At 70.0% G+C, this 22575-nt stretch carries 18 protein-coding genes; 5 read left to right on the top strand and 13 right to left on the bottom strand.

Annotated elements, in window-relative coordinates:
* Entirely contained in the window at nt 1–777 is a 777-nt protein-coding gene (locus tag ABEU20_RS15565) for a VOC family protein (RefSeq protein WP_420165290.1), read from the bottom strand.
* 73 nt (nt 778–850) lie between these two features.
* Between ABEU20_RS15565 and ABEU20_RS15560 the strand changes: the two genes are divergently transcribed.
* On the top strand, nt 851–1222 hold the full coding sequence (locus ABEU20_RS15560; RefSeq protein WP_420165289.1) for a cupredoxin domain-containing protein: 372 nt from the start codon (nt 851–853) through the stop codon (nt 1220–1222).
* Nucleotides 1223–1253: 31 nt separating this feature from the next.
* Here ABEU20_RS15560 and glmS read toward each other — a convergent pair whose 3' ends face one another.
* Nucleotides 1254–3122: a glutamine--fructose-6-phosphate transaminase (isomerizing) gene (gene glmS, locus ABEU20_RS15555; protein WP_420165288.1), complete on the bottom strand. Its 1869-nt coding sequence runs from the start codon at nt 3120–3122 to the stop codon at nt 1254–1256.
* Nucleotides 3123–3189: 67 nt separating this feature from the next.
* On the opposite strand from glmS, the gene ABEU20_RS15550 reads away from it, so the two are divergent.
* A complete protein-coding gene (locus ABEU20_RS15550) occupies nt 3190–4074 on the top strand; it encodes a poly(ethylene terephthalate) hydrolase family protein (RefSeq protein WP_420165287.1) in 885 nt (294 codons plus the stop codon).
* A gap of 7 nt (nt 4075–4081) precedes the next feature.
* Here ABEU20_RS15550 and ABEU20_RS15545 read toward each other — a convergent pair whose 3' ends face one another.
* The 10 genes from ABEU20_RS15545 to eccCa all read right to left on the bottom strand — a co-directional run bounded on the left by ABEU20_RS15545 (nt 4082) and on the right by eccCa (nt 16259).
* Entirely contained in the window at nt 4082–5737 is a 1656-nt protein-coding gene (locus tag ABEU20_RS15545) for a hypothetical protein (RefSeq protein ID WP_420165286.1), read from the bottom strand.
* Nucleotides 5737–6039 carry an N-acyl-D-amino-acid deacylase gene (locus tag ABEU20_RS15540; protein WP_420165285.1) on the bottom strand — a complete coding sequence of 101 codons (303 nt, stop codon included), beginning with the start codon at nt 6037–6039 and terminating at the stop codon, nt 5737–5739. Before ABEU20_RS15540 ends, ABEU20_RS15545 begins: the two co-directional genes overlap by 1 nt.
* Nucleotides 6040–6112: 73 nt before the next feature.
* Nucleotides 6113–7450, bottom strand: coding sequence for a phosphoglucosamine mutase (gene glmM / locus ABEU20_RS15535; protein WP_420165284.1), 1338 nt, complete (start codon nt 7448–7450; stop codon nt 6113–6115).
* Between the two features lie 142 nt (nt 7451–7592).
* Nucleotides 7593–8099, bottom strand: a complete 507-nt coding sequence (rpsI, locus tag ABEU20_RS15530) for a 30S ribosomal protein S9 (protein WP_420165283.1) — start codon at nt 8097–8099, stop codon at nt 7593–7595.
* Nucleotides 8096–8539, bottom strand: coding sequence for a 50S ribosomal protein L13 (gene rplM, locus ABEU20_RS15525; RefSeq protein ID WP_420165282.1), 444 nt, complete (start codon nt 8537–8539; stop codon nt 8096–8098). Before rplM ends, rpsI begins: the two co-directional genes overlap by 4 nt.
* A 147-nt stretch (nt 8540–8686) precedes the next feature.
* Nucleotides 8687–9967 (bottom strand): ornithine--oxo-acid transaminase, encoded by a 1281-nt coding sequence (gene rocD, locus ABEU20_RS15520; protein WP_420165281.1) that lies wholly within the window; start codon nt 9965–9967, stop codon nt 8687–8689.
* A gap of 167 nt (nt 9968–10134) precedes the next feature.
* A complete protein-coding gene (locus ABEU20_RS15515; protein WP_005518421.1) occupies nt 10135–10416 on the bottom strand; it encodes a WXG100 family type VII secretion target in 282 nt (93 codons plus the stop codon).
* 40 nt (nt 10417–10456) lie between these two features.
* On the bottom strand, nt 10457–10771 hold the full coding sequence (locus ABEU20_RS15510) for a WXG100 family type VII secretion target (RefSeq protein ID WP_420165280.1): 315 nt from the start codon (nt 10769–10771) through the stop codon (nt 10457–10459).
* Nucleotides 10772–10953: 182 nt separating this feature from the next.
* Nucleotides 10954–12282, bottom strand: coding sequence for a type VII secretion-associated protein (locus ABEU20_RS15505; RefSeq protein WP_420165279.1), 1329 nt, complete (start codon nt 12280–12282; stop codon nt 10954–10956).
* Nucleotides 12264–16259, bottom strand: coding sequence for a type VII secretion protein EccCa (gene eccCa, locus ABEU20_RS15500; protein ID WP_420165278.1), 3996 nt, complete (start codon nt 16257–16259; stop codon nt 12264–12266). Before eccCa ends, ABEU20_RS15505 begins: the two co-directional genes overlap by 19 nt.
* A gap of 227 nt (nt 16260–16486) precedes the next feature.
* Between eccCa and eccD the strand changes: the two genes are divergently transcribed.
* The gene (gene eccD / locus ABEU20_RS15495; protein ID WP_420165277.1) at nt 16487–17962 is read left to right on the top strand and encodes a type VII secretion integral membrane protein EccD; all 1476 of its coding nucleotides are present in this window, start codon (nt 16487–16489) and stop codon (nt 17960–17962) included.
* The gene (gene mycP, locus ABEU20_RS15490) at nt 17962–19353 is read left to right on the top strand and encodes a type VII secretion-associated serine protease mycosin (protein ID WP_420165276.1); all 1392 of its coding nucleotides are present in this window, start codon (nt 17962–17964) and stop codon (nt 19351–19353) included. Before eccD ends, mycP begins: the two co-directional genes overlap by 1 nt.
* On the opposite strand, the gene eccB is transcribed toward mycP, so the two are convergent.
* The gene (eccB, locus tag ABEU20_RS15485; RefSeq protein ID WP_420165275.1) at nt 19350–20822 is read right to left on the bottom strand and encodes a type VII secretion protein EccB; all 1473 of its coding nucleotides are present in this window, start codon (nt 20820–20822) and stop codon (nt 19350–19352) included. The genes mycP and eccB overlap by 4 nt on opposite strands.
* Before the next feature lie 112 nt (nt 20823–20934).
* On the opposite strand from eccB, the gene eccE reads away from it, so the two are divergent.
* Nucleotides 20935–22575: a type VII secretion protein EccE gene (eccE, locus tag ABEU20_RS15480; protein ID WP_420165274.1), complete on the top strand. Its 1641-nt coding sequence runs from the start codon at nt 20935–20937 to the stop codon at nt 22573–22575.

Raw genomic sequence — 22575 nt, 5'->3', positions numbered from 1 at the left:
TCAGGCCGCCACCGGACCGGAGATCATGAACCGCGCACCGTTCGGATCGGCCACCTGCGCCATCCGGCCGTACTCGGTGTCCCACGGTGGGGTGAGGACCTCACCACCCAGGTCGACGACCCGGGCGATCGCGACGTCGGTGTCGTCGACCTGGACGAACATCTGCCAGTGCGAGGGCACCTCGGCCGGCAGCGCCTTGCTCGCGTCGTAGATCCCCGCCAGGTCCTCGCCGTCGAACCTGCCTGTGGAGTAACGGAATTCGTCGGTGTCGCTCAGGGTGGCGAGATCCCAGCCGAACGCGTCCCGATAGAAGGGCAGGGCCGCGTCGTAGTCCTTGCTGACCAGTTCGAACCACGCGGGCGTACCCGGCTCGCCGATCACCCCGAACCCCCGGTGCTCGGCCGGCTGCCATGCGCCCACCACCCCACCCGACGCGTCCAGGAACATCGCCATCCGACCCTGCTGCGGGACCGTCATCGGCTCCATCATCACCTGACCCCCGGCCTTCGCGACGGCCTGCGCGGTCGCGTCCACATCCGCGGTCGCCAGGTAGGTCGTCCACACGTTCGCATACGGATTCCCGAGCTCCCCCGGCATCGCGCCGGCCACCGGCTTGCCGCCCGCGAAGAACATCACGTAGCCGCCGTACTCGTCGGAGGAACCCTCGTGGGTCCACCCGAACAGCGCGTCGTAGAACGCGGTGGCGCGGTCGATGTCGGACGACTGCAGGTCGATCCAGCAAGGGGCGCCGAGCGGCGCGGTTTCACGGGCAGGCATGTCAACTCCTCGTGCGATTCGAGGTCACGGAGGTGTCGGAGGACACACTCGCCGTCAGACTACGCTGAATTGCATGAAAGCACGGGCAACCGCGATGGCCATCGGAATCGCTTTGGCTGCAACCCTTTCCGGGTGCAGCTCGGACTCGGGAGGCGGCGCTCCGACGGACCTTCCGGGTGACGCGGACAAAGCGCTCACCGTCGAGGTGAAGAACATGGCCTACTCGCCGTCGTCGATCACGATCCAGGCCGGGCAGACCGTGACGTGGGTGTTCGACGACCGCGGTGTCCCCCACGACGTCGTCGGACTGGGCGATGCCGAATCCGTGCTGCGCAGCCCACTGCTCAAGACCGGCACGTGGCAGTACACGTTCACCGAACCCGGCACCTACGACTACACGTGCTCACTGCACCCGGACATGCTCGGTGTGGTCGTGGTGGTCTGACGACCACGACCACACCGAGCAGGTCGTCGGGCTATTCGACGGTGACGGACTTCGCGAGGTTGCGCGGCTTGTCCACGTCCAGTCCACGCGCGACCGCGACCTCGGCGGCGAACACCTGCAGCGGTACCGTGGACAGCAGCGGTTGCAGCAGCGTCGGCGCGGCCGGGATCTCGATGAGGTGGTCGGCATGCGCCCGCACCGCCTCGTCGCCCTCCTCCGCGATGACGATCGTCGTCGCGCCACGCGCCTTGATCTCCTGGATGTTGGAGACCAGCTTCGAGTGCAGCACCGCGCGCCCCTTCGGCGACGGCATCACCACGATGACCGGCAGGCCCTCCTCGATCAGCGCGATCGGGCCGTGCTTGAGCTCACCGGCCGCGAAGCCCTCCGCATGCATGTACGCCAGCTCCTTGAGCTTGAGCGCACCCTCGAGCGCGACCGGGTACCCCACGTGGCGGCCGAGGAACAGCACCGCCGACGAATCGGCGAACTGGCGGGCCAGCGCACGCACGGGCTCGACGGTCTCGAGGACACGGGACACCAGGCCCGGCATCGCCGCGAGATCGGCGTACTCGCGGGCCACCTCGTCCGGGTACTTCGTGCCGCGCGCCTGCGCCAAGGCCAGCCCCACCAGGTAATTCGCCGTCACCTGGGCGAGGAAGGCCTTGGTGGAGGCCACGGCGATCTCCGGACCGGCGCGCGTGTAGAGGACGGCGTCGGCCTCGCGGGGAATCTGCGCGCCGTTGGTGTTGCAGACCGCCAGCACCCGGGCCTTCTGATCCTTCGCGTGCTTGACGGCCTCGAGGGTGTCCGCGGTCTCACCCGACTGCGAGATCGCCACGACGAGCGTGGAACGATCCAGCACCGGGTCGCGGTAGCGGAACTCGCTGGCCAGCTCGACCTCGACGGGCAGCCGGGTCCAGTGCTCGATCGCGTACTTCGCGAGCAGGCCCGAGTGGTACGCGCTGCCGCACGCCACGACGAAGACCTTGTCGACGTCGCGCAGTTCCTGATCGGACAGCCGCTGCTCGTCGAGCACGATCGTCCGGTCCACGAAGTGGCCGCGCAGGGTGTCGGCGACCGCCTGCGGCTGCTCCTGGATCTCCTTGAGCATGAAGTAGTCGTGGCCGCCCTTCTCGGCAGCCTGCAGGTCCCAGTCGATTCGGAAAGCGCGGGTATGCGCGGACGCATCGTTGCCGAAGAAATCGGTGACCGAGTAACCGTCCGCGGTGATCACCACCACCTGGTCCTGACCGAGCTCCACCGCATCCCGGGTGTGCTCGATGAACGCCGCGACGTCGGAGCCGACGAACGTCTCGCCCTCACCGACACCGATGACGAGCGGCGTGGACCGGCGCGCGGCGATGATCATGTCGGGATGGTCGGCGTGCGTGAACACCAGCGTGAACGCGCCCTCGAGACGGCGCAGCACCGCCAGGGCGCTCTGCAGGAAGTCGCCCGCGGTGGGACCGGACTCGTACGCCTTCGCGACGAGGTGAACCGTCACCTCGGAGTCGGTGTCGCTGAGCAGGTCCACTCCGGCGGCCTCGAGTTCGCCGCGCAGTGGCGCGAAGTTCTCGATGATGCCGTTGTGCACCACGGCGAACCTGCCGCTCGCATCCCGATGCGGGTGTGCGTTGCGGTCGGTGGGCTTGCCGTGCGTCGCCCACCGCGTGTGCCCCATGCCGGTGGTACCGGCGAAGTTGTCCCGCCCGATCTCGTCGAGTTCGGCCTTCAGATTCTCGAGACGTCCCGCCTTACGCTCGGTCGCCAAGCCACCCTTGCCGTCCAGGACCGCGACGCCGGCGGAGTCGTAGCCGCGGTATTCCATCCGCTGCAACGCCTTCTCCACGACATCCAGAGCCTGGCGGTGGCCTACGTACCCCACGATTCCGCACATGGTTCACCAGGGTACTTGGGTGACCGTGTGGAGCGAACTCGGTCCACGATCGGATAACGTCACACCCGTGGCGCAGACACCGAAGTCCCTGGTATCCAAGCTGTCCAAGCGCGGCCCGCACAAGGTGCTGCGCGGCGATCTCGCGCTCGCGGGACAGCCCGGCGTCGTCTACACGCCCGCCGAGGGCTTCAACCTGCCCGCAGTCGCCTTCGCCCACGACTGGATGGTCGGCGTCGACAACTACGCCGGCACCTTCGAACACCTCGCCTCGTGGGGCATCGTCGTCGCCGCGCCCGGCACCGAACGCGGCCCGGTTCCGTCACACCTCGGTCTGGCCGCCGATCTCGTCACAGCCCTCGACATCTGCTCCGGAGTCCGCCTGGGGCCCGGCCGGATCAGTGTGCAACCGGAACGCATCGCGGTCGCCGGCCACGGCATGGGGGCCGGCGCCGCCGTCCTCGCGGCCTCGCAGCACACGACGATCAAGGCCGTCGCGGCACTGTTCCCCTCGCCCACGTCCCCGTCCTCCGCGGTCGCGGCCGCCCGGGTCTCGGCGGCGGGACTGATCCTCGCGGGCGCGAAGGACGTCGACTCGCTGAACAGCGACGCCCTCGCCCTCGACGACGCATGGCGGGGTTCGTCCCTGCTGCGTGTCGTCGACAAGGCGTCCGACTCCGGGCTCGCCGAGGGACGACGGCGGCTCGGTTTCCTCGGTATCGGTGGATCGGAGCATCGGACCCAGCGCGTGACGCGCGCGATGACGACCGGCTTCCTGCTGCACCGCCTCACCGGCGACAAGGCGTACGCCGCCTTCGCCGACGTCGACGCACACTTCCCCGGCACGCATCCCGCCGTGCGGGAGGACGCCGAGCACGACGGTCACCCGCTCGACCCTCACGAGCTCGCCGCGCACCGCGCCGGCACCCGGGCCGGCCGACTGCTCGGCAGCTGATCCCGCCTCACATCCCGCCGGCCTCGGCGAGCGCGACCTCCCGATCGTCGGCGCCCGGTTCCTGAGGACCGGCCTCCGCAAGTGTGGGGTCGACGGTTCCCGCACCCACGGGCGACGCGGCGTCGGCCGGTGTCCGGGTACCGCGGACCGGATTGGACCCCGCCCCCGGTCCGATCGCACCCGGCGAGGCCGACGGGGTGTGCTCGGCGGGCGGTTGCGCTGCCGGCGCTTCCTCCGGCCGCGCGTCCTCTGGCGGCGCACAGTAGTCGGCGGGCGCGGGCGAGTCGGCGGGCGCGGGGGGCTCGGACACGGAAGCCTCCGGGGGCTCGACCGGGGCCGCGGGTTCGGGGAACTCGGGTGCGGGGCACTCGGGTTCCGCCTCCGGTTCCGGCTCCGGCTCCGGGACCACCGCCACGGGTTCGGGTTCGGGTTCGGGGTCGGGGTCCGGCTCGGTGTCCGGCGCCGCCGGTTGCGGTTCGGGCTGGGGTTCAGGTTCGGGTCGAGGCTCGGATGGCGCTGCAGCACAACTGCACTCGCAATCGCTTGCGCATCCCGTATCCGGTCCCGGCTCCATGTTGAGGCTACCGGTTTCGCGCACCGCCTCCGTCACCTCCACGACGATGTCACCGACGATTCCGAGCGCGACCTCGGCCGCCGCACCGACAATTGCACCCGCGGCACGCACCGCGCCCTCGATCGCGAGCGAGCCGCTCGTCCCTGCCGATGCGCCCGACCCGACCGACCCGACCGTGACGCCGGAAGTCGGCGCCGGCGGCAGTAGCGGCGCGGGCGGTGCGGTACCGCTCGCCTGAGCCGCACTCGTCCCCACGTTCGTACACGTCAGCCCGGCGAGGCTGCCGGTGGGTGGCGGTGCCGCGGCAGCTCCCGTGCAGGCCGGGGCAGTGGCGGGCGCCGACGGCGGTTGCGGGCACGGCGATGTCGGCATCGCTGCACGGCCGTCGGAACAGACCTCCACCGCCTCGATCCGCGCCGGGGGCCGGAAGTCGCTGTCGTCGACCGCGCAGAACGCGGCGTCGAGGTTCCGGAACACGTCGTCGACCGACGATTCCGCCCTGTCGCACAGCTCGGCGAACTGCGTGGTGGTTTCCCGGACCCGGGCGAGGAACACGTCGACCGCCCAGTTCGCGGCATCGTCGGCCGCGGAACCGAAGTTCACGGCGGTCGCGACGATCTCGTCGACCTCGGCCACGGTGCGGCCGCAGACACGAGCCGGATCCAGGCTCGCGACCCAGTCCGCCTTACGCGCAGCGACGTCCCGTAGGACCCGATCCGCCTCCACCAGTGCGCACCGCACGTCGCCGAGATCCTGCTTCGATCTGGCGGCTCGCTTCAGGTGCTCCGCGAAATGGGCGTCGGCAGAGTCGACAGCCGGACCCTGCCACGATCGCGCCACGGCCGACCGAATCCGCTCGTGGTCGCTGCACCGTCCGTCGATGTCCTCCACTGCGCGGGTGACGACGTCGATGTCGGCAGCGAGCGCGTCGAGTCGGATATCGCCCTGCTCGAAGTAGCGCGCCTCGATCTCGTCGTAGGTCGGAAACGTGTCGCCGGTACCCGCCCGCTCGGCCACGAACGCCGCGCGGGGAACGAACGTCGCGAAGAACCGCAGCCCGTCCGCGGCAGTCCTCAGCACGGCATCCATCACCGCGTCCCGAGCGACACGACGTCGTCGGCGTTGGCGGCGTCCCGCGCTTCGTAGGCATCGACCGTCTCGACCAGCCCGCGGGCAACAGCCGCCGACCCGGTCGCGAACGCTCCGATCGCCCGCGCGAGCCTCAGGTAACCCTCGCGGATCGCGCGTTCCCGACCCGGATCGTCGAGGCCGTTGCCGAACTGGCACTGCCCCACCCGCCAGGCGAGGCCGCCGGCCCCGTCCGCACTCTCCTGCAGCGACCGAGCCGCCGCCCGTACCCCCGCGACGTCGATCGAGACCACGTCTGCCATCGGTTCCGCCTTTCGCGCTGTCGATCCGGACTCTTATGCCCAGTTCGACGCAGCAGGCGTCCGTCCGGTTCCGTCAGGCCGACGCGACGTGCCCGGCGAGCGTTTCGGCGATCCTCTGCGCCACATCGAGATCGGCGGCCTCGACCATCACGCGCACCAACTGCTCGGTGCCGGACGGGCGCAGCAGCACCCGGCCCGTGTCGCCGAGTTCGGCCTCGGCGGCCTCGATCGCCGACTGCACCCGGGGCGCTCCGGCGACGGTGGCCTTGTCGGCGACCTCGACGTTGATCAGAACCTGCGGCAGCGAGGTCATCGCCCCCGCGAGGGTCGCCAGGGACGCTCCTGTCTGCGCCATCCGGCCCATCAGACGCAGACCCGTGAGCACGCCGTCGCCCGTCGTTCCGTGTCCCGGGAGCACGACGTGGCCGGACTGCTCGCCACCGAGGCTGAAGCCGCCGGCACGCAACTCCTCGAGCACGTAGCGGTCGCCGACCGCGGTGGTGCGTAGTTCGATGCCGGCCTCGCGCATCGCGATGTGCAGACCGAGGTTGCTCATGACGGTGGCGACCAGGGTGTCGTCGACGAGCTCACCGGCTTCGTGCATGCCGATCGCGAGGACGGTCATGATCGCGTCCCCGTCGACGACGGCGCCGGACGCGTCCACCGCGAGGCAGCGGTCGGCGTCGCCGTCGTGCGCCAGTCCGAGGTCGGCGCCGTGTTCGACAACCGCACGCTGCAGCCCTTCGAGGTGCGTCGAACCGCAACCGTCGTTGATGTTCAGGCCGTCGGGATCGCTGTTGATCGCGATCACCGTCGCGCCGGCGGCGCGGTACGCCTCGGGAGCGACCGTGGACGCGGCGCCGTGCGCGCAGTCGACCACGACGGTGAGTCCGTCGAGGCGGGAGTCGAGGGCGTTCGCGAGATGGGCGAGGTATCGACCGGTGGCGTCGAGAGCGACGTCGACACGGCCGATGCCGGCGCCGGTGGGCCGGCGACTGGGGCCGGCCGCGATGGCGGTCTCGATCCGGTCCTCGATCTCGTCGTCGAGTTTGTGGCCACCGGCCGCGAAGATCTTGATGCCGTTGTCGGGCATCGGGTTGTGCGACGCCGAGATCATCACTCCGAGCGCGGCGCCGTATTCGCCGGTCAGGTACGCGACGGCCGGCGTCGGGAGGATGCCGACCAGCACGACGTCGACACCCGCCGCCGTGAGTCCGGCGGTGACGGCGGCCTCGAGCATCTCACCGCTGGCCCGCGGGTCGCGGCCGACGACCGCGACAGGCCGCTCCGGCCCGGGCCCGGGGGGCGCGAGTACCTCCGCTGCCGCGGCGGCGACCTTCAGCGCCAGCTCGGCGGTCAACTCGGCGTTCGCCAAGCCCCGCACTCCGTCCGTGCCGAACATACGACCCATAGATTCCGACCCCTCCAGATCCGGGTGAGCAATCAGGTGAAACACGAAAGCAGGCGTCCGGAAGCGAATGAGCTCTTCGAACGCCTGCTCTCGTGGAAGAACAGGTGCCGGAGCCGGCACGAATGCCGACTCCGGCGACACATCAGCGCTTGGAGTACTGAGATGCCTTGCGGGCCTTCTTCAGGCCGTACTTCTTGCGCTCGACGGCGCGAGCGTCACGCGTCAGGAAGCCGGCGCGCTTGAGCGCGGGGCGATCCTCGGCAGTGACCTCGATGAGCGCACGGGAGATGGCGAGACGCAGCGCGCCGGCCTGTCCCGAGGGGCCGCCACCGGTCAGCAGAGCGGTGATGTCGAACGACTCGGTGCGCTCGACCAGGACCAGCGGAGCCTTGATCAGCTGCTGGTGCACCTTGTTCGGGAAGTAATCCTCGAGGGTGCGGCCGTTCAGCTTGAACTCACCGGTGCCGGGGGTCAGGCGGACGCGGACGATCGCCTCCTTGCGACGACCGACGGTCTGAACCGGGCGGTCGATCACGATGGGAGCCTGCGGAGCAGCCTCGTCGACCTCGACAGCCTCGGACTCCGAGGTGTACTCGGTGATCTCGTCGGCCGCGACCTCGACGGCCTCGTTGAAGTCTTCGTTGCTCACTGGGCGACCTGCTTGATCTCGAACGGAACCGGCTGCTGCGCGGCGTGGGGGTGGGTCGGGCCTGCGTAGACCTTCAGCTTGCCCGCGATGGCGCGGCCCAGCTTGTTCTTGGGGAGCATGCCGGTGACGGCCTTCTCCACGAGACGATCCGGGTTCTTCTCGAGAACCTCGCCGACCGAACGGGACTTGAGGCCACCCGGATGTCCGGAGTGGTGGTACAGGAACTTGTCCGTACGCTTGTTGCCGCTGATGGCAACCTTGTCAGCGTTGATGATGACGACGAAGTCGCCGCCGTCAACATGCGGTGCAAAGGTGGGCTTGTGCTTGCCGCGGAGCAGGTTGGCTGCCTGCACGGCAAGGCGGCCGAGCACCACGTCGGTGGCGTCGATGACGTGCCACGTACGGGTGACGTCACCGGCCTTCGGGGAATAGGTAGACACAGAACTTCCTCGTCTGTTCGTTTCCGCTGCTGGCCCGGCGTGCCTCGTGCAAATGCACCGCTGGTTCCCGGCGGCCAGTTGAGACCCGAGAACCATTTCCCTCCGCGCACGAATGCGCAGCGAGAGATGACACGCCGACGTAGAAGACTACCGGCTCGTGTCAGGCAGGGTCAAAGCGCCCTGGTTGCCCACGAGCGCTTCGGCCAACTGTTCCACCGCCCAGGCGAGATCCGCCCGCGAGATCACCAGCGGGGGCGCGATCCTGATCGTGCCCTCGTGCGCGTCCTTGGCGAGCACCCGCCGGGCCAGTAGACGCTCGCAGATCACCCGCGCGGCCGGCTGCCCCGGGGCCAACTGCACACCCGCCCACAGCCCCCGTCCACGCACCTCGGACACCCGGTCGGCGGGCAACGCCGACAGCAACCCGTGCAGGTACTCCCCCAGCTCACGGCTGCGCTGCTGATACTCCCCCGTCTCGAGCAGTCGCACCACCGCACTACCGACCGCACACGCGAGCGGATTGCCACCGAACGTGCTGCCGTGCTGCCCCGGGTGGAGGACCCCCATGACGTCCCAGTTCGCGACCACCGCCGACACCGGCACGATCCCTCCGCCGAGCGCCTTGCCGAGGACGTACACGTCGGGGACGACCGCCTCGTGATCGCACGCGAACGTGTCCCCGGTCCGCCCCAGACCGCTCTGGATCTCGTCGGCGATCATCAACAGTCCGTGCTCGTCGCACAACCTCCGCACCGCTGCGAGGTAGCCGTCGGGCGGCACCAGCACTCCGGCCTCGCCCTGGATCGGCTCGACGAGGACCGCGACGGTGTTCTCGGTGATCGCGTCCGCCAGTGCCACGCTGCTGCCGTAGTCGACCGAGGGGAACCCGGGCGGGAACGGCCCGAAACCGTCGCGTGCGTCGGGGTCGGTCGAGAAGCCGACGATCCCGATGGTGCGCCCGTGGAAGTTGCCCCCGAACGTGATGATCTCCGCGCGGTCGCGCTCGACACCCTTGACGTCGTAGCCCCACTTGCGCGCAAGTTTGAGGGCCGTCTCGACAGCCTCGGCACCCGTGTTCATCGGCAGGACGGCGTCCTTCTTGCACAGCCGCGCGAGGTCGGAACAGAAGTCGGCGAACCGGTCGTGCTGAAAGGCCCGGCTGGTGAGCGTGAGCCGGCCGAGTTGCTCCCGAGCCACCGAGACCAGCGCGGGGTGCGCGTGCCCGAAGTTCAACGCGGAGTAGCCCGCGAGCACGTCGAGGTACTCGACACCGTCGACGCCCCGGACCCAGGCACCCGAACCCGATTCGATCACCACCGGCAGCGGGCTGTAGTTGTGGGCGCTGTGTGCGTCGGCCCGCGCGAGCGCCGCGCGCGTCTCCTCCGTCACCGGCACGAGCCCTGCTTCGGGCTGTCGTCCTACCGTCATGATCCGCCTCCCGGTCCGGCACGAGGCACCACCGCATTCGGATCACGTCAGTATCCGCCGACCGGTGCACGGCGGCAATGGTTCTCGACCGGAAAATCACTGCGGACACACGTGTGCCCCGACGTCTCTCCATCGTCGGGGCACACGTTTCAGGCGTAGTGCGGAGGCTACGCCCAGCTGTTGGCAGCGGCGGTGTTCACCTGCTGCATGTCCGCGTTGCCCTGGCCGACGACACGGCCCACGGCGTCGAGGATCTGGTTCAGCTCGTCGGCGGCCGCATCCCACTTGGCCTGGTGCTCCTGGTACGCGGCGGACGCTGCGCCGTCCCACTCCGCGACCATCGGGGCGATCGAGCTCTTCAGATCACCCAGCTTCCCGTTCATCTCCTTCTGGAGGGCGTCGATGCGAAGCTGGAGTGCCTCGATCTGGCCGAACGAATAACGCATCATGTGCTGCTGCTCCTCTGTGTCTGTGGTCCGGGGATCGAAATCAGATGTTCAGGCTGCTTGCGACGTTGTTGAGCGACGACGTGTGGTCCTGCTGCGTGGTATCGAACGTCACGCTGTTGGACTTGATGTTCTCGCTGATCGACTGGAGCGCGTCGTTGAGCTTCTTGGCGCTGCCGTCCCAACGCTCCATGAGACTATGGAACGCGATCGCTGCCGATCCCTCCCACGACCCACGAATCCCGTCCACCTCGGACCGGAGGTTCCCGAGCAGTCCCGCGATCTCCTCGCGGACGTCGCTGACGCGACGCGACGTGTCCTCCATGGTCGAGACTGTGGTCTTCATCTGATCGCTCACTCTGACTCCTTCGGAATCGTTTTCGCGTTTCCGCGCCCCGGCCCGGGTCGGCCCCCCGTGAAACAACCACAGCCGGCCTCGGCCTCTACCAGTTCGCGCCTACATATGGTTCGACGCAGCGACAGGTGAATTCGGTTCCATTCGTCCCGAGACTTTTTCGGACGACTTCGTCGGACGCGGATTCACCGCGTCGGAGCGACCGCCACGGCGCGGACCGCCTGCTCGCAGTCGGCGGCGATCGCCTCCCATCCGACGTCGCGGTACTGGCAGCCGACACTCACCTGCACGCCGTCCTCCACGAGCACGAACCACCGCACCCGCGACCCGTCCGCGGGTGACTCGACGTACCCGACAGCGTGCCTCCCCCCGAACTCGACATCGGCGGTGAAGCCGGAGAACGGTCCCGCGGACCCCCGCTCACCGATCTTGCGTTCGAGCCCGCGCACCACCGCGTCCCGCCCGGAGCCTGCCGCGAGTTCGGTGGGCAGGAGCAGGATCCGTCCGCCACGTCCGTCGTCCGGAGCCAGGTCCAGCCGAACGGATCGGTCAGCACGCGCCTGCCACGCCTCGGGCAGTTCGGTGCTCACCCTGCCGATCTCGACACGATGCAGCGCTGCCACCGCGGCGGGTGATCGATCCGATTCGCGTGCGTACCGGACGGCGATCACCGACCCGACGGCGACGAGCAGCGCCACCACCGTGAGCGTCACCGCGAGCGCGACCGTGGGCCGCGCGGTCGTGCGCGACGGTTCCGGATCCGGAAGCCGATCGACCCACGACGTCCGGGCAGGCTCGGACAGGGCGGCAGCGGGGTCCGTTTCGGGAATCCTCGTGTCGCTGCCGACGAGTGCCGCTTCCGGCACCACGCGCACGTCCCGGGCGCCGCTCGCCGACAGGAGATCGGCGACCGCGTCGGCGGATGTGCCGACCACGGTGACGGCCGCAGCGGACTCTCCCGCGCTCACTTCCTCGATCAACCGCTCGATCACCGAGATTCGTCCGGAATCGGCTTCCAGATCGAGGGTTCCGATACGCGGCGCGAGTGTGCAGGCCGCGATCGTCGGCAGCCCCTGCGGGCCCCGGTGAACGGCCGCGACCGAGATCGACGTCTCGGCGCACTCGACGACGATCCAGCCGCCCGCCCCCGTCGGCGCCGGAACCGCGAGTGCGATCGGCACGGTCGCCACGTCGTTCGCGGAACGTCGTGCAGCCTTCTCGAGCACCGCACGTCGCGCACTCCCCCACAGCGTCGGATGCAGGACAGTCATCGAATCGACGAAACCACCCTGCCCCGACACGCTTCCGGCTGCACCCCCGATCACAGCGGCGAGCACCTCCGCAGTCGGCCGAACGTGCCGCCCCGAGTCGACGAGCTCGTCGTCGATCGCGTCCAGGCAGTCGCGCAGTTCCGCGGCCGGGGACGCGACGACCCCGGACGCCGACCCCACCCACACGGCGTCGACCGCGAGGTGGATCACGACGGACGTCGATGTCACAACGGGGGCAACCATGCGACCTGGACGAGCGCGGTACCGGCCCGCGTCACGAACGTCCCCCGACCGGGCGGCATCTCGGACGGGCGGATCGCACCGACGAGATTGCCCTCGTCGCGGCTTCCACTCATGACGATGCCCGCCGGCACCAGGTCCCGGATTCGGGCGATGACCGGTTCGTACAGTGCCCGGGATGCGCCACCGGACCGTCGCGCGACGATCACATGCAACCCGAGGTCCTTCGCATGAGCGAGGTAGTCGAGCAACGGCGTGAGGGGGTTTCCGCTCGACGTCGCGACGAGGTCGTAGTCGTCGACCACGACATAGATCTCCGGCCCCGACCACCACGACCGTTCACGCAACTGCTGCTGGGTGGTGTCCGGACCGGGCATCCGGCTCGCGAGAATTCCCGCCAGGTCGCTCATCATCGTGGCGAAAGTCGTTGCGGAAGCTGCATATCCCGCCAGGTGGTCGCCTTCCACGACACCGAGCAGGGTGCGGCGGTAGTCGCCGATGATCAGCTTCGCCTGCTGCGGGGTGTTCGACTCCATCAAACCGAGGCAGATACCCCGGAGCAGAGTCGTCTTGCCGCACGCAGTGTCACCGAATATCAGGAAGTGCGGCTGGTCCGCGAGGTCGAGACGGACCGGGGCCAGTTCGGCCTCGTCGATGCCGATCGGCACCGACAGACACGGCCCCTCCTCTGGCCACCGCCCGGCGAGCCCGGAGAGCAGGTCGGTACGCGGAACCCGCTCCGGCAGCATGCGGACCGGCGGCGCCGACTCGCCGGGGTGCGATTCCCGGATCCGTGCCACCGCCTCCGCCACACCCCCGCCGAGATCGTCGCTGCGGCCGACTCCGTCCAGTCGCGGCAGCGCCGACAGGAGATGCAGGCCGTCCCGCGTCATGCCACGGCCCGGTCGCCCGGCGGGAACCAGCATCGCCTTGGCTCTGCCGATGTCGGAGTCCGTCGGGTCACCCAGGCGCAGTTCGATTCTCGTTCCCAGCTGATCCTTGAGCGCGGGCCTGATGTCGGCCCACCGCGGGGTCGCCAGGACGACGTGGACGCCGAAGGAGAGTCCCTGCCCGGCGAGTGCGGCGATCTGCGCCTCGAGCGCCTCGAAGTCCTGGCGGATGCTCGGCCAACCGTCCACCACGAGGAAGACGTCCCCGAACGGGTCCTGCGACACCGCGTCCGTGCCGTCAGCCCCTTCCCGGCGCCGACGACGGAAGTCGGCCATCGACTCGATGCCCAGTTCACGGAACCGACGCTCGCGTCGGCGGACCACGGTCGCGATCTCGGCGACGGTCCGCCGCACCAGGTCGACATCGAGACGGTTCGCCACGGATCCCACGTGCGGCAGCCCGGACAGGCCGGCCAGGGTGCCACCACCGAAATCGAGGCAGTAGAACTGCACCTCGCGCGGCGAATGCGTCGCGGCCATCGACAGGATCAGCGTCCTCAGCACGGTGGACTTGCCCGATTGCGGACCACCGACGACGGCGACGTTGCCCGTCGATCCGGCCAGGTCGGCGATCAACACGTCCCGGCGCTGGTCGAAGGGACGGTCGATCACGCCGATCGGTGCGCGCAGCGGCTCCCGAGCGGGCGACGGATACCCCGACGCGGAGTACGGCAGTAATCGGTCCAGCGTGGGCGACGTGTCGAGCGGTGGCAGCCACACCTCGTGCGCGGCGGGCCCACAGTCCCGGATCCGATCGACGAGTACCTCGAGCAGCGATCGAGCGTCGACCTCCGCCTCGGGTAGCTCGTCCAGGACGCTCGGGACGATCGGCTCGTCGTGGACGGGCAGCGCGACCGGATCCGCGGTGAACAGTCGCGGCCGCAGATCGGCGGTCGGTGCCACCGCGCTCGTCGCGCCGCTCGCCCGCTCCTTCTCGTACGGCCCGGACACGTACGAGGCCTGGAACCGCACGATCTCCGCGGAGTCGCACTTGAGGTAGCCTGCGCCCGGTGACGCGGGTAGATGGTATGCGTCCGGCACGCCCAGCACGGTTCGGGACTCGTTGGCCGAGAACGTCTTCAGGCCGATGCGGTACGACAGGTGGCTGTCCAGACCGCGGAGCTTGCCCTCCTCCAGACGCTGACTCGCGAGCAGCAGATGCATCTGCAGGGACCGCCCGAGTCGACCGATGGCGACGAAGAGATCGGCGAACTCCGGTTGCTGGCTCAGCAACTCGGAGAACTCGTCGACGACGATGAAGAGCGCCGGCAGCGGCGCCAGGTCGGCACCGGCGGCGCGCGCCTTCTCGTAGTCGGTGACGTTCGCGAAATTGCCGGCGGCCCGCAACAGTTCCTGCCGCCGGTTCATCTCGCCGGCGAGGGCGTCCCTCATCCGGTCGACCATCGCGATCTCCTCGGAGAGATTCGTGATGACCGCCGCGACGTGCGGGGCCCGGTCCAGTCCCAGGAAGGTCGCACCGCCCTTGAAGTCGACGAGAACCAGGTTCAGTGCCTCCGGCGAGTGCGTCGCGAGCAGGCCCAGCACGAGGGTGCGCAGGAACTCGGACTTGCCCGACCCCGTCGCGCCGATGCACAGGCCGTGCGGACCCATCCCGTTCTGGGCGGCCTCCTTGAGATCGAGTTCGACGGCGCTGCCGTCGACTCCGACACCGATCGGCACCCGGAGACGGTCCCGCCCCTGACGGGGGACCCAGGCCCGCGCGGGATCGAACTGCCCCACGTCGCCGAGCCCGAGCAGTCGACTCCAGCCGGCAGCGACCGGGCCGTCGCCGCCCGTGCTCGTGTCCGCGGTGGCTGCGGCCGCGATCCGGTAGGGCGCGATCCGGCGCGCCGCGGACAGTGCCTCGCGCACGGTGAGTGCGTCTGCGACCGCGAACGTCTCCACGCCGGCGGCGCTGCGGGCGCCGAGCCCGCCGTCCTGCACGACCAACTGCAGTCCGCGCGTCGCGGTCAGTCGCGGGCAGTAACCGCTGAGGTCGAGGAGGGTCACCGAGTCGAGCCCGCCGTCGGCGACCATCGCGATGTCGCCGTCGAGGATGCCGCCGTCGACCACGACCACCACCTGTGGAACCCCCTGGACCGGGCCAGCCGTCCGGGAGAACCGTCCGCGCATCGCCAACTGGCCACCGAGCGCGGCGTCGAGTTCCAGGACCGAGCCGTAGATCATGCGGGTCTGCCCCAGCCCGTCGACGATGTCGGTGTGCTGCGCGTGCGGGAGCCATTTCACCCAGTCCCACTCGCTGCGGGTGTCGGGTCCGCACACGACTGCGACCTGGAGTAGGTCCGGACCGTGAAACGTGCACAGCTGCAACAGCATCGCGCGCGCCAGATCCCGCGCCGCAGCACGGTCGCCGTCGATCCCGATCGCCGCGAAGCCGCGCAGGGACACCGCGGTCGGCAACTCGGACACGACCGAGTGGGCCCGCACGAAACGCCGGAGGGCGACCGCGGACACCGGTTCGAGGTCCTCGACGGGCCCCGTCTCCGGAGGGATGAGACGCGTCGCCAACCGCTGGCTGCCACGCCCCACCCTCACGTGGCAGAAGTCCGTGTCGGCGATCCTGCGCTCCCACATCCGAGCGGCGCCCGGCAACGTCCAGAGTGTGTCGGGGTCGGGATGGCTCCATTCGAGCGCCGCACGCTGCTGCCTACCGGTGTCGAGCGCCTCGCGCCGCAGCTGGTCGAGATAGCGCAGATAGTCCTTGCGGTCCTCGTTCGTCTCACCGGCCTTGGCTCCCCCGCCCCGGCCGGATCCGGCGAGCATGCCGAGCGTCGACACCAGCATCATCACCGGGAACAGCAGCGACATAGGGCTCGCCGCCATGCCCGAGGTGAACATCAGGGCCACCATCCCGACCATCGCCGCGACCATCACGAGCGGAAGCAACTTGGTCATCAGGTTTCCGGGGGTCGCCCGGGGGATCTCGGGAGGCGTCTGCAGGCTCACCTCGCCGCCGGGTGCGCGCGGCGCCTCCCGTCGCGCCTTGCGCACGAAACGTGCAGTGCCCATGCTTCCACCCCTAGAAGACGGCGAATCCCCCGCCCGGTGCGGCGCCTCCACCGCACCGAGTCACCCCCCACGGGCTCCGGACTCGCGAACAGGAAACTACCGCACGCTCCCGACAGATGCCGCAGAGGTGTCGTCGAGCCGGGCCTGGATACCCGGTACAGTGCCGGTGTTTACGAAAAGAGCTGTTCGGATGGGGATCCGGACCGCAGATTCCGGGGGGAACGATCGTGACAGTGCTGCGCGCCGACCAGTCGACCGGCGGTACGACAGGCGCCCGACCACGCGGCGTGACCGACCTGTGCCGGCTGACGATCCTGACGCCGCACAGTCAGATCGACCTTGCACTACCGAGCTCGGTACCGGTCGAACTACTCATCCCGGGGATCGCCGATCTGGTCGAGAAGCACAGTGCCGCCAACGACTTCGACGTCACCGGCGATCGACTCCAGCCGACACGGTGGGCGCTGTCCCGGGTGGGCCGCCCGGCGCTGTCGCCGGCGTCGAGCCTGCAGGAGCACGGCGTCCTCGACGGCGAGCTCCTCGTCTTCGACAGCGTGGAGGCGAGCCCACCCCCTCCCCTGTTCGACGACGTCATGTACAACGTCGCGGTCGCCGACACCGGCCACGCGCACCCCTGGACGCCGCGGGTCGCGCGCGTGACGGGTTCCGCGATCGCGGTGGCCGCGGCCACGGCCGGCGCGGCAGTGCTGCTCCGCACCGAGGGCGCCACCGCATCTGTCGTCGGCGCCGTCGCGGCCTTCGCCGTGGTCGTGGCCCTCCTCGTCGCGGGGGCGGTGGCCAACCGGGTGTACGACGACGCAGGCGCGGCACTCACCCTGGGCGCCGCGGCGCTGCCGATCTCGTTCGCGTCGGGTGCGCTCCTCGTCCCCGGCGACAGCCTGCCCCCGGACACGTTGCTCGGCCTCGTCATGATCGGAGCCTGCGCGGTGCTGGCCCTCCGCGCGGGCGGAGTCGGGCACGCCGTCTTCACGGCGGCCGCGTCGGTCTCGGTCCTCGGATCGCTCGCCGCACTCGTCGCAGTCCTCACCGAGCAGTCGACGCGCTCGGTCGGAGCAATGCTCGTCGGCGGCGCCCTGGCCGGACTCGTCTTCGCACCCCGGCTCGCGATGATGCTCGCGAAGCTTCCGCTACCACCGGTGCCCGCGCCCGGCACGTCGCTCGATCCCACCGAGGACGATCCCGACGACGCCCGGACCATGCCGTCGTTCGCGACGGTCGAGTTGCGCGCGGAGCACGCGCGCCGCCATCTCACCGGACTCGTCGCCGGCTCCGCCCTGCTGACCACGACGGGCGCACTTCTCGCGGCTGCGCCCACATCGGCCAGCGGAATCTATTGGCCCGGTACGGCTCTGGCCATCGTCGCAGCGGCGGTACTGATGTTTCGCGGCCGGACGTACACGTCCGCCGAGCAGGCCGTGCCGCTCATCGTCGGGGGCAGCGCAGTACCGATTCTGCTGTCGATCGTGACAGCCGTGGTGGTTCCGGGCACTGCGCTCGCGCTGTTCGCGGTCACGGCACTGCTCGTCATCGCGGCCGTCGTCCTGGGGACCGTCGTCCCGCGACGAACATTCTCACCCGTGCAGCGCCGGACCGCCGAGATCGTCGACTACGCGGCCATCGCCGCCGTCGTGCCACTCGCGTGCTGGGTCTCCGGACTGTTCCTCGCCGTGCGCGGGCTGTGATGCGGGTGCGCCCCACCGTCCGGTCCGCAACGATCGCCTCGCTCCTCGCCGTCGCGACGACGCTGTCCCTCGGCGGTGTCGGTTCGGCCGTCGTCCCGGCGCCGATCGACCCCGGCCGGCTGCCGGGGCCCGCGCGCCCGGCCCCGCTCGCGCCCACCGAGCAGCGCAATGCGTGTGCGGTGGCGCTGCCCTCGACCGTCGAGCCGAATGGCCCTCTGCCACAGCGTGCGATGGACTTCGAGTCGGTGTGGCCGCTCACCCGCGGCGCCGGTCAGACCGTCGCCGTGATCGACACCGGCGTGGCACGTCACCCTCGCCTACCCGGCCTGATTCCGGGCGGGGACTACGTGTCGACGGGCGACGGTACCGGGGACTGCGATGCACACGGAACCATCGTCGCAGGCCTCGTCGCCGCGTCGACCGATCCCGCATCCGGGTTCGCCGGCGGCGCTCCCGACGCGCGGATCATGACGATTCGTCAGTCCAGTGCGAACTTCTCGGAGGCCCGTCGGCGGGACGATCCGAACGACGTCCAGAACACGTCCGGCTACGGCAACACCCAGACGATGGCGATGGCGATCCGCCAGGCCGTCGACAACGGCGCAACGATCGTCAACATCTCAGAGGTGGCGTGCCGGCCGGCTGCCGACGGTATCGCCGACCAGTCGCTCGGCGCCGCGGTGCACTACGCCGCCACAGTGAAGAACGCGGTGATCGTCGCCGCCGCAGGTAACTTCCGGTCCGGCGGTTGCATGGCCCAGAACCCCGGTATCGACCCCCTGCACCCCGCGGCGGATCCGTGGGACTCGGTGGCCACGATCGCAACTCCCGCGTGGTACGACGACTACGTGCTCACCGTCGGATCCGTCGATCCGGACGGGGCGGCTTCGGAGTTCAGTCTCGGAGGCCCGTGGGTGGACGTAGCAGCACCGGGCACCGGCATCGTCTCGCTCTCTCCCGACGGCACGGGCGAAACACGCAGCTGGCTCAGCGGGCAAGGACAGCAGATGCCGTTCGTCGGAACGAGTTTCGCAGCTCCGCTGGTGTCCGCGACGGTGGCGCTGGTGCGTGCCAGGTTCCCGCAACTGAGCGCGCAGCAGGTGATCGCCCGGATCGAGGCCACCGCGCACGCGCCGGCCGAGGGATGGAACCCGTTCGTCGGCCGCGGTGTCGTCGATCCCACGGCCGCCGTGACCGCGGATCTGCCCGACGGCGCTGTCGCGGAGCAGGTTTTCGCGTCGGCACAGCTCCCGAACCCGGAGCCGCCTCCGTCGCCGGACGGCAGGCCTCGCACGGTGGCGCTGGCCGCGACCGCGGGGATCGTCACGCTCGTGATCCTCGGCGTGCTGGCGTCGCTGCCGCTGCGCCGGCGATCGTCACGACGCGACTAGTTACCCGCAGCGACCGGTGCCGGATCCGCGTCGGGGGACACACCGTCGTGCGCGACCAACGCCTCCTCCTTGCCGAGAGTCGGCCCGGGGGCGAGTAGTTCGACGAACCGCCACGGCGCCGGCGCACCCGGCACCTCGAATCCCAGGGCTTTCGCCGCATCGGCGTTCTTGACCCCGTATCGGACACCGGTGTCGGCGACGAAGAACAGGCCGCCCTTGCGGACACTGCCCGATTCCAGACCCGTCGCCTGCACGAAACCCCCGGCGGCCGGACGCACGTAGGCGAGATCCGCGTGGTCACCGGAACCGTCGGCCTGCGCCAACCGGACCGCGCGAGCATCATCCGGGATCGGCAGCGAACGCCCCGCCGCAACCGTGAGCGCCGCGTCCACCCGTCCGGAATCGTCTCCGGGCACCACAGCCTGCGGAGTCCAGGTCAGACAGCCGACCGGCTCCTCCGAGGGATCCGCGAGCCGCGGCGGTACGGACGGGAACGCCGACACGTCGAGCGCGTCCGCCAACGGCGCCTCTGCGAGCGCATCGGGGCTGATCGTCGCTATCTCCGATTGCCCCTGCGAATCGGCGAACTGGATGAGAAGCGCCGTGGCGGCACTGATCTCCTGCACTCCGTCGCGGAGAACCACGTAGTACCGCGTGTCGTCGCCACGCAGCAGCTTGACGACCGAGCCGACGGTGCGCCCGGCGATCCGATACGACGGGGCGGAACCTCGGGACTCTATCCGCGGCGGCGTGATCGGGAGCGTCTCGGGGATCGCGTTGAGCAACCCGCGCCCGATCGGACGCGGCTGCGCACCTTCGAGTCCCAGCGCACGGGTCACCGCGCGGTCACCGAGATCGATCGACGCCCGGTGGCCGTCGTACACGAGATATGCGTCGTCACCGTGCGACACCAGCAGCGCACGATCGGTGTCGAGCGGTCGAACGCGATCACTCCACGACGGTGCACCGACCACCACCGCAGTTGTGACAGAGCCGGTTCCGTCGGCAGCGACCGTGTCACACACCGTCCACGGCTGCCCGTCCGGCGAACCGGCCGGAAGCGCCGACGGGGCGCCCGGGATGCCGACGAGCGCACCCCGTGGCCGCGACTCGATCTCGGACGTCGACACCGTCACCGGCTGCACCGACTCGCCGACGATGAGTCGCGCGGAGGCAAGGTTGAGCACGGGATGCAGCGCATCGTTCATCGCGACGAACATTGCGCCCGAGTCTTTTCCGACGACGATCGTCGCGTCGCCGATCTTGTCCTGCGGGCGGAACAGCGCCAGGGCGGCGCAACCGGCAAGCACCAGACACGCCGCGACGATCCCTACGCCGAGGGCGCGCGACTGCGACCGCATCGGATCGCTCAACATGCGCACGTCCTTACGGACGAGCGCATGTTCCATACGACGGACCAGGAATCTGTATCCGCTGACCTGCCATCGAGTAGTCGGCTGTGCAGCCATGTTCCCTCCCCCACGAGGCGCACGCTTCGGGTCCACACAGTACAGTTCGCTCGAAAGCACTCTTCGGCGGACGACTTCTCGCTCCGTCTGGTTCAGGTATCGGGGAGGAACCGTGGACCATTTCCGTGCCGGACGCCGTCCGAACACGACTGCCGCAGCACTGGTGACGACCGTCGTGGTCGCGCAGTCGGTCGGCGCTGTCGTGGGTCTGCTCGCACTGCTCGCCGGACTGCCGCTGTGGGCGGCGGTCGCCGTCGGTGCGGTGTCAGGCGGAGCGCTGTTCACCCGGGTCGGAGGTCGGTTCGCGGTGGAGTGGGCCGACACCGCTCTGCGCCGACTCGGCAACCGTCGACCGGGCATCGGGTACAGCTCCGACTTCCATGCCTCCGGCGACACCGTCGGCCTGCACTGGATCGACGGCCAGGTCATCGCGGTCGTCGAACTCCTTCCGGCGTCCGGCCTCTGGACCCGGGTGACCCGCGACGGTGTCGACACTCCCGACCACGTGCCCGTTGCGGCGCTCGCCGCGTGCCTGAACCAGCACGACGTCACCCTCGGCGGTATCGATGTCGTGGCCCACGGCAGTCGCGCCGTCACCGGCAGCCCCGCCGCCGACGTCTACGACAACCTGGTCGGGCCCCTGCCCGCCGTCGCCCGGCGCACCGTGTGGGTCGCGCTCCGCTTCGACGCCGCCGCGAACGGTGCGTCCGTCGCACGCCGTGGCGGCGGCGAAGAGGGCGCGGCTCGCACCGTCGCGGTCGCAGCGCGGCGAGTCGTCCGTGCCCTCTCCGACGCGGGCTGTCGCTCACGGATTCTGCAGGCGTCCGAAGTGGAGTCTGCGGCCGCCCTCGTCTGCCGCGGCATCCACCCCGACACGATGGACCAGAACTGGTCGCACGTCCCGCTCCAGAGCCTGCGCAACACCGGCAACGCGATCGATCCGCGACACCTGAGCCGCGAGCTCCTCTCCTCCGTGTGGGCCCTACCCAGCGTGGGGACCACCGTCTCGGTACGCCTACGCCCCAGCGCGGACAAGGACTCGGTACTCGTGGGTGCCGCGTACCGCACCACCACCCGAGCCGCGCCGTCCCAGGGCTTACGGAGCCGAGGCCTGATCTCGATGGACGGCCGGCACCGCGACGCTCTGGTCGCGCAGTTACCGGTCTCGTCGCCCGAGCTCGACGACCTCACGCCGCTGCGGGCGGCCGCTCCGGGTCTTCTCGATGCCCTGCGCCTCCCGGTTGCCGGTTGCGGGCAACTCGTCGGATCGGACGCCCAGGGCCACGCCGTCACGGCCCGGCTCTTCGGCCCGGGAGTGCGCGACGTGCTGGTCACCGGGGAGTTGTATGTCGCGCAACAGATTGTCTTCCGGTCCGTGGGGACCGGGGCGCGGGTACTGATCCACACCGACCGGCCGCATGCGTGGACGACGCTGGTGAAATCGGTCGGAGCGCCGTCGCGACTCCGAATCGCCCGCGAATCATCCTTGACCGAAACGGGATTCGACACTCTCGTCGTCGACGGTCCGCCGGCCCCGCCGGCTCGTCCAGGCATGACGACCGTCCACGTGCAGCCCACCACGACGCCCGCGACAGCGACGGTCGCCGTCGCGATCGTCCAGCCCGGGTCGTCGGGTGACCGCGTGATCCTGACGACGGAAGGGCACAGCATCGAACTGGCACTGGTGACGATCCCGTCCGAGACGGCCTTCGTCGGACGTCCGCGCCCGTCGAGGCTCGTCGGCGCGCATTGA

It is taken from the genome of Rhodococcus parequi (assembly GCF_046042785.1).
Taxonomy (GTDB): Bacteria; Actinomycetota; Actinomycetes; order Mycobacteriales; family Mycobacteriaceae; genus Prescottella; species Prescottella parequi.
This window is presented reverse-complemented; position numbering and strand designations above follow the sequence as displayed.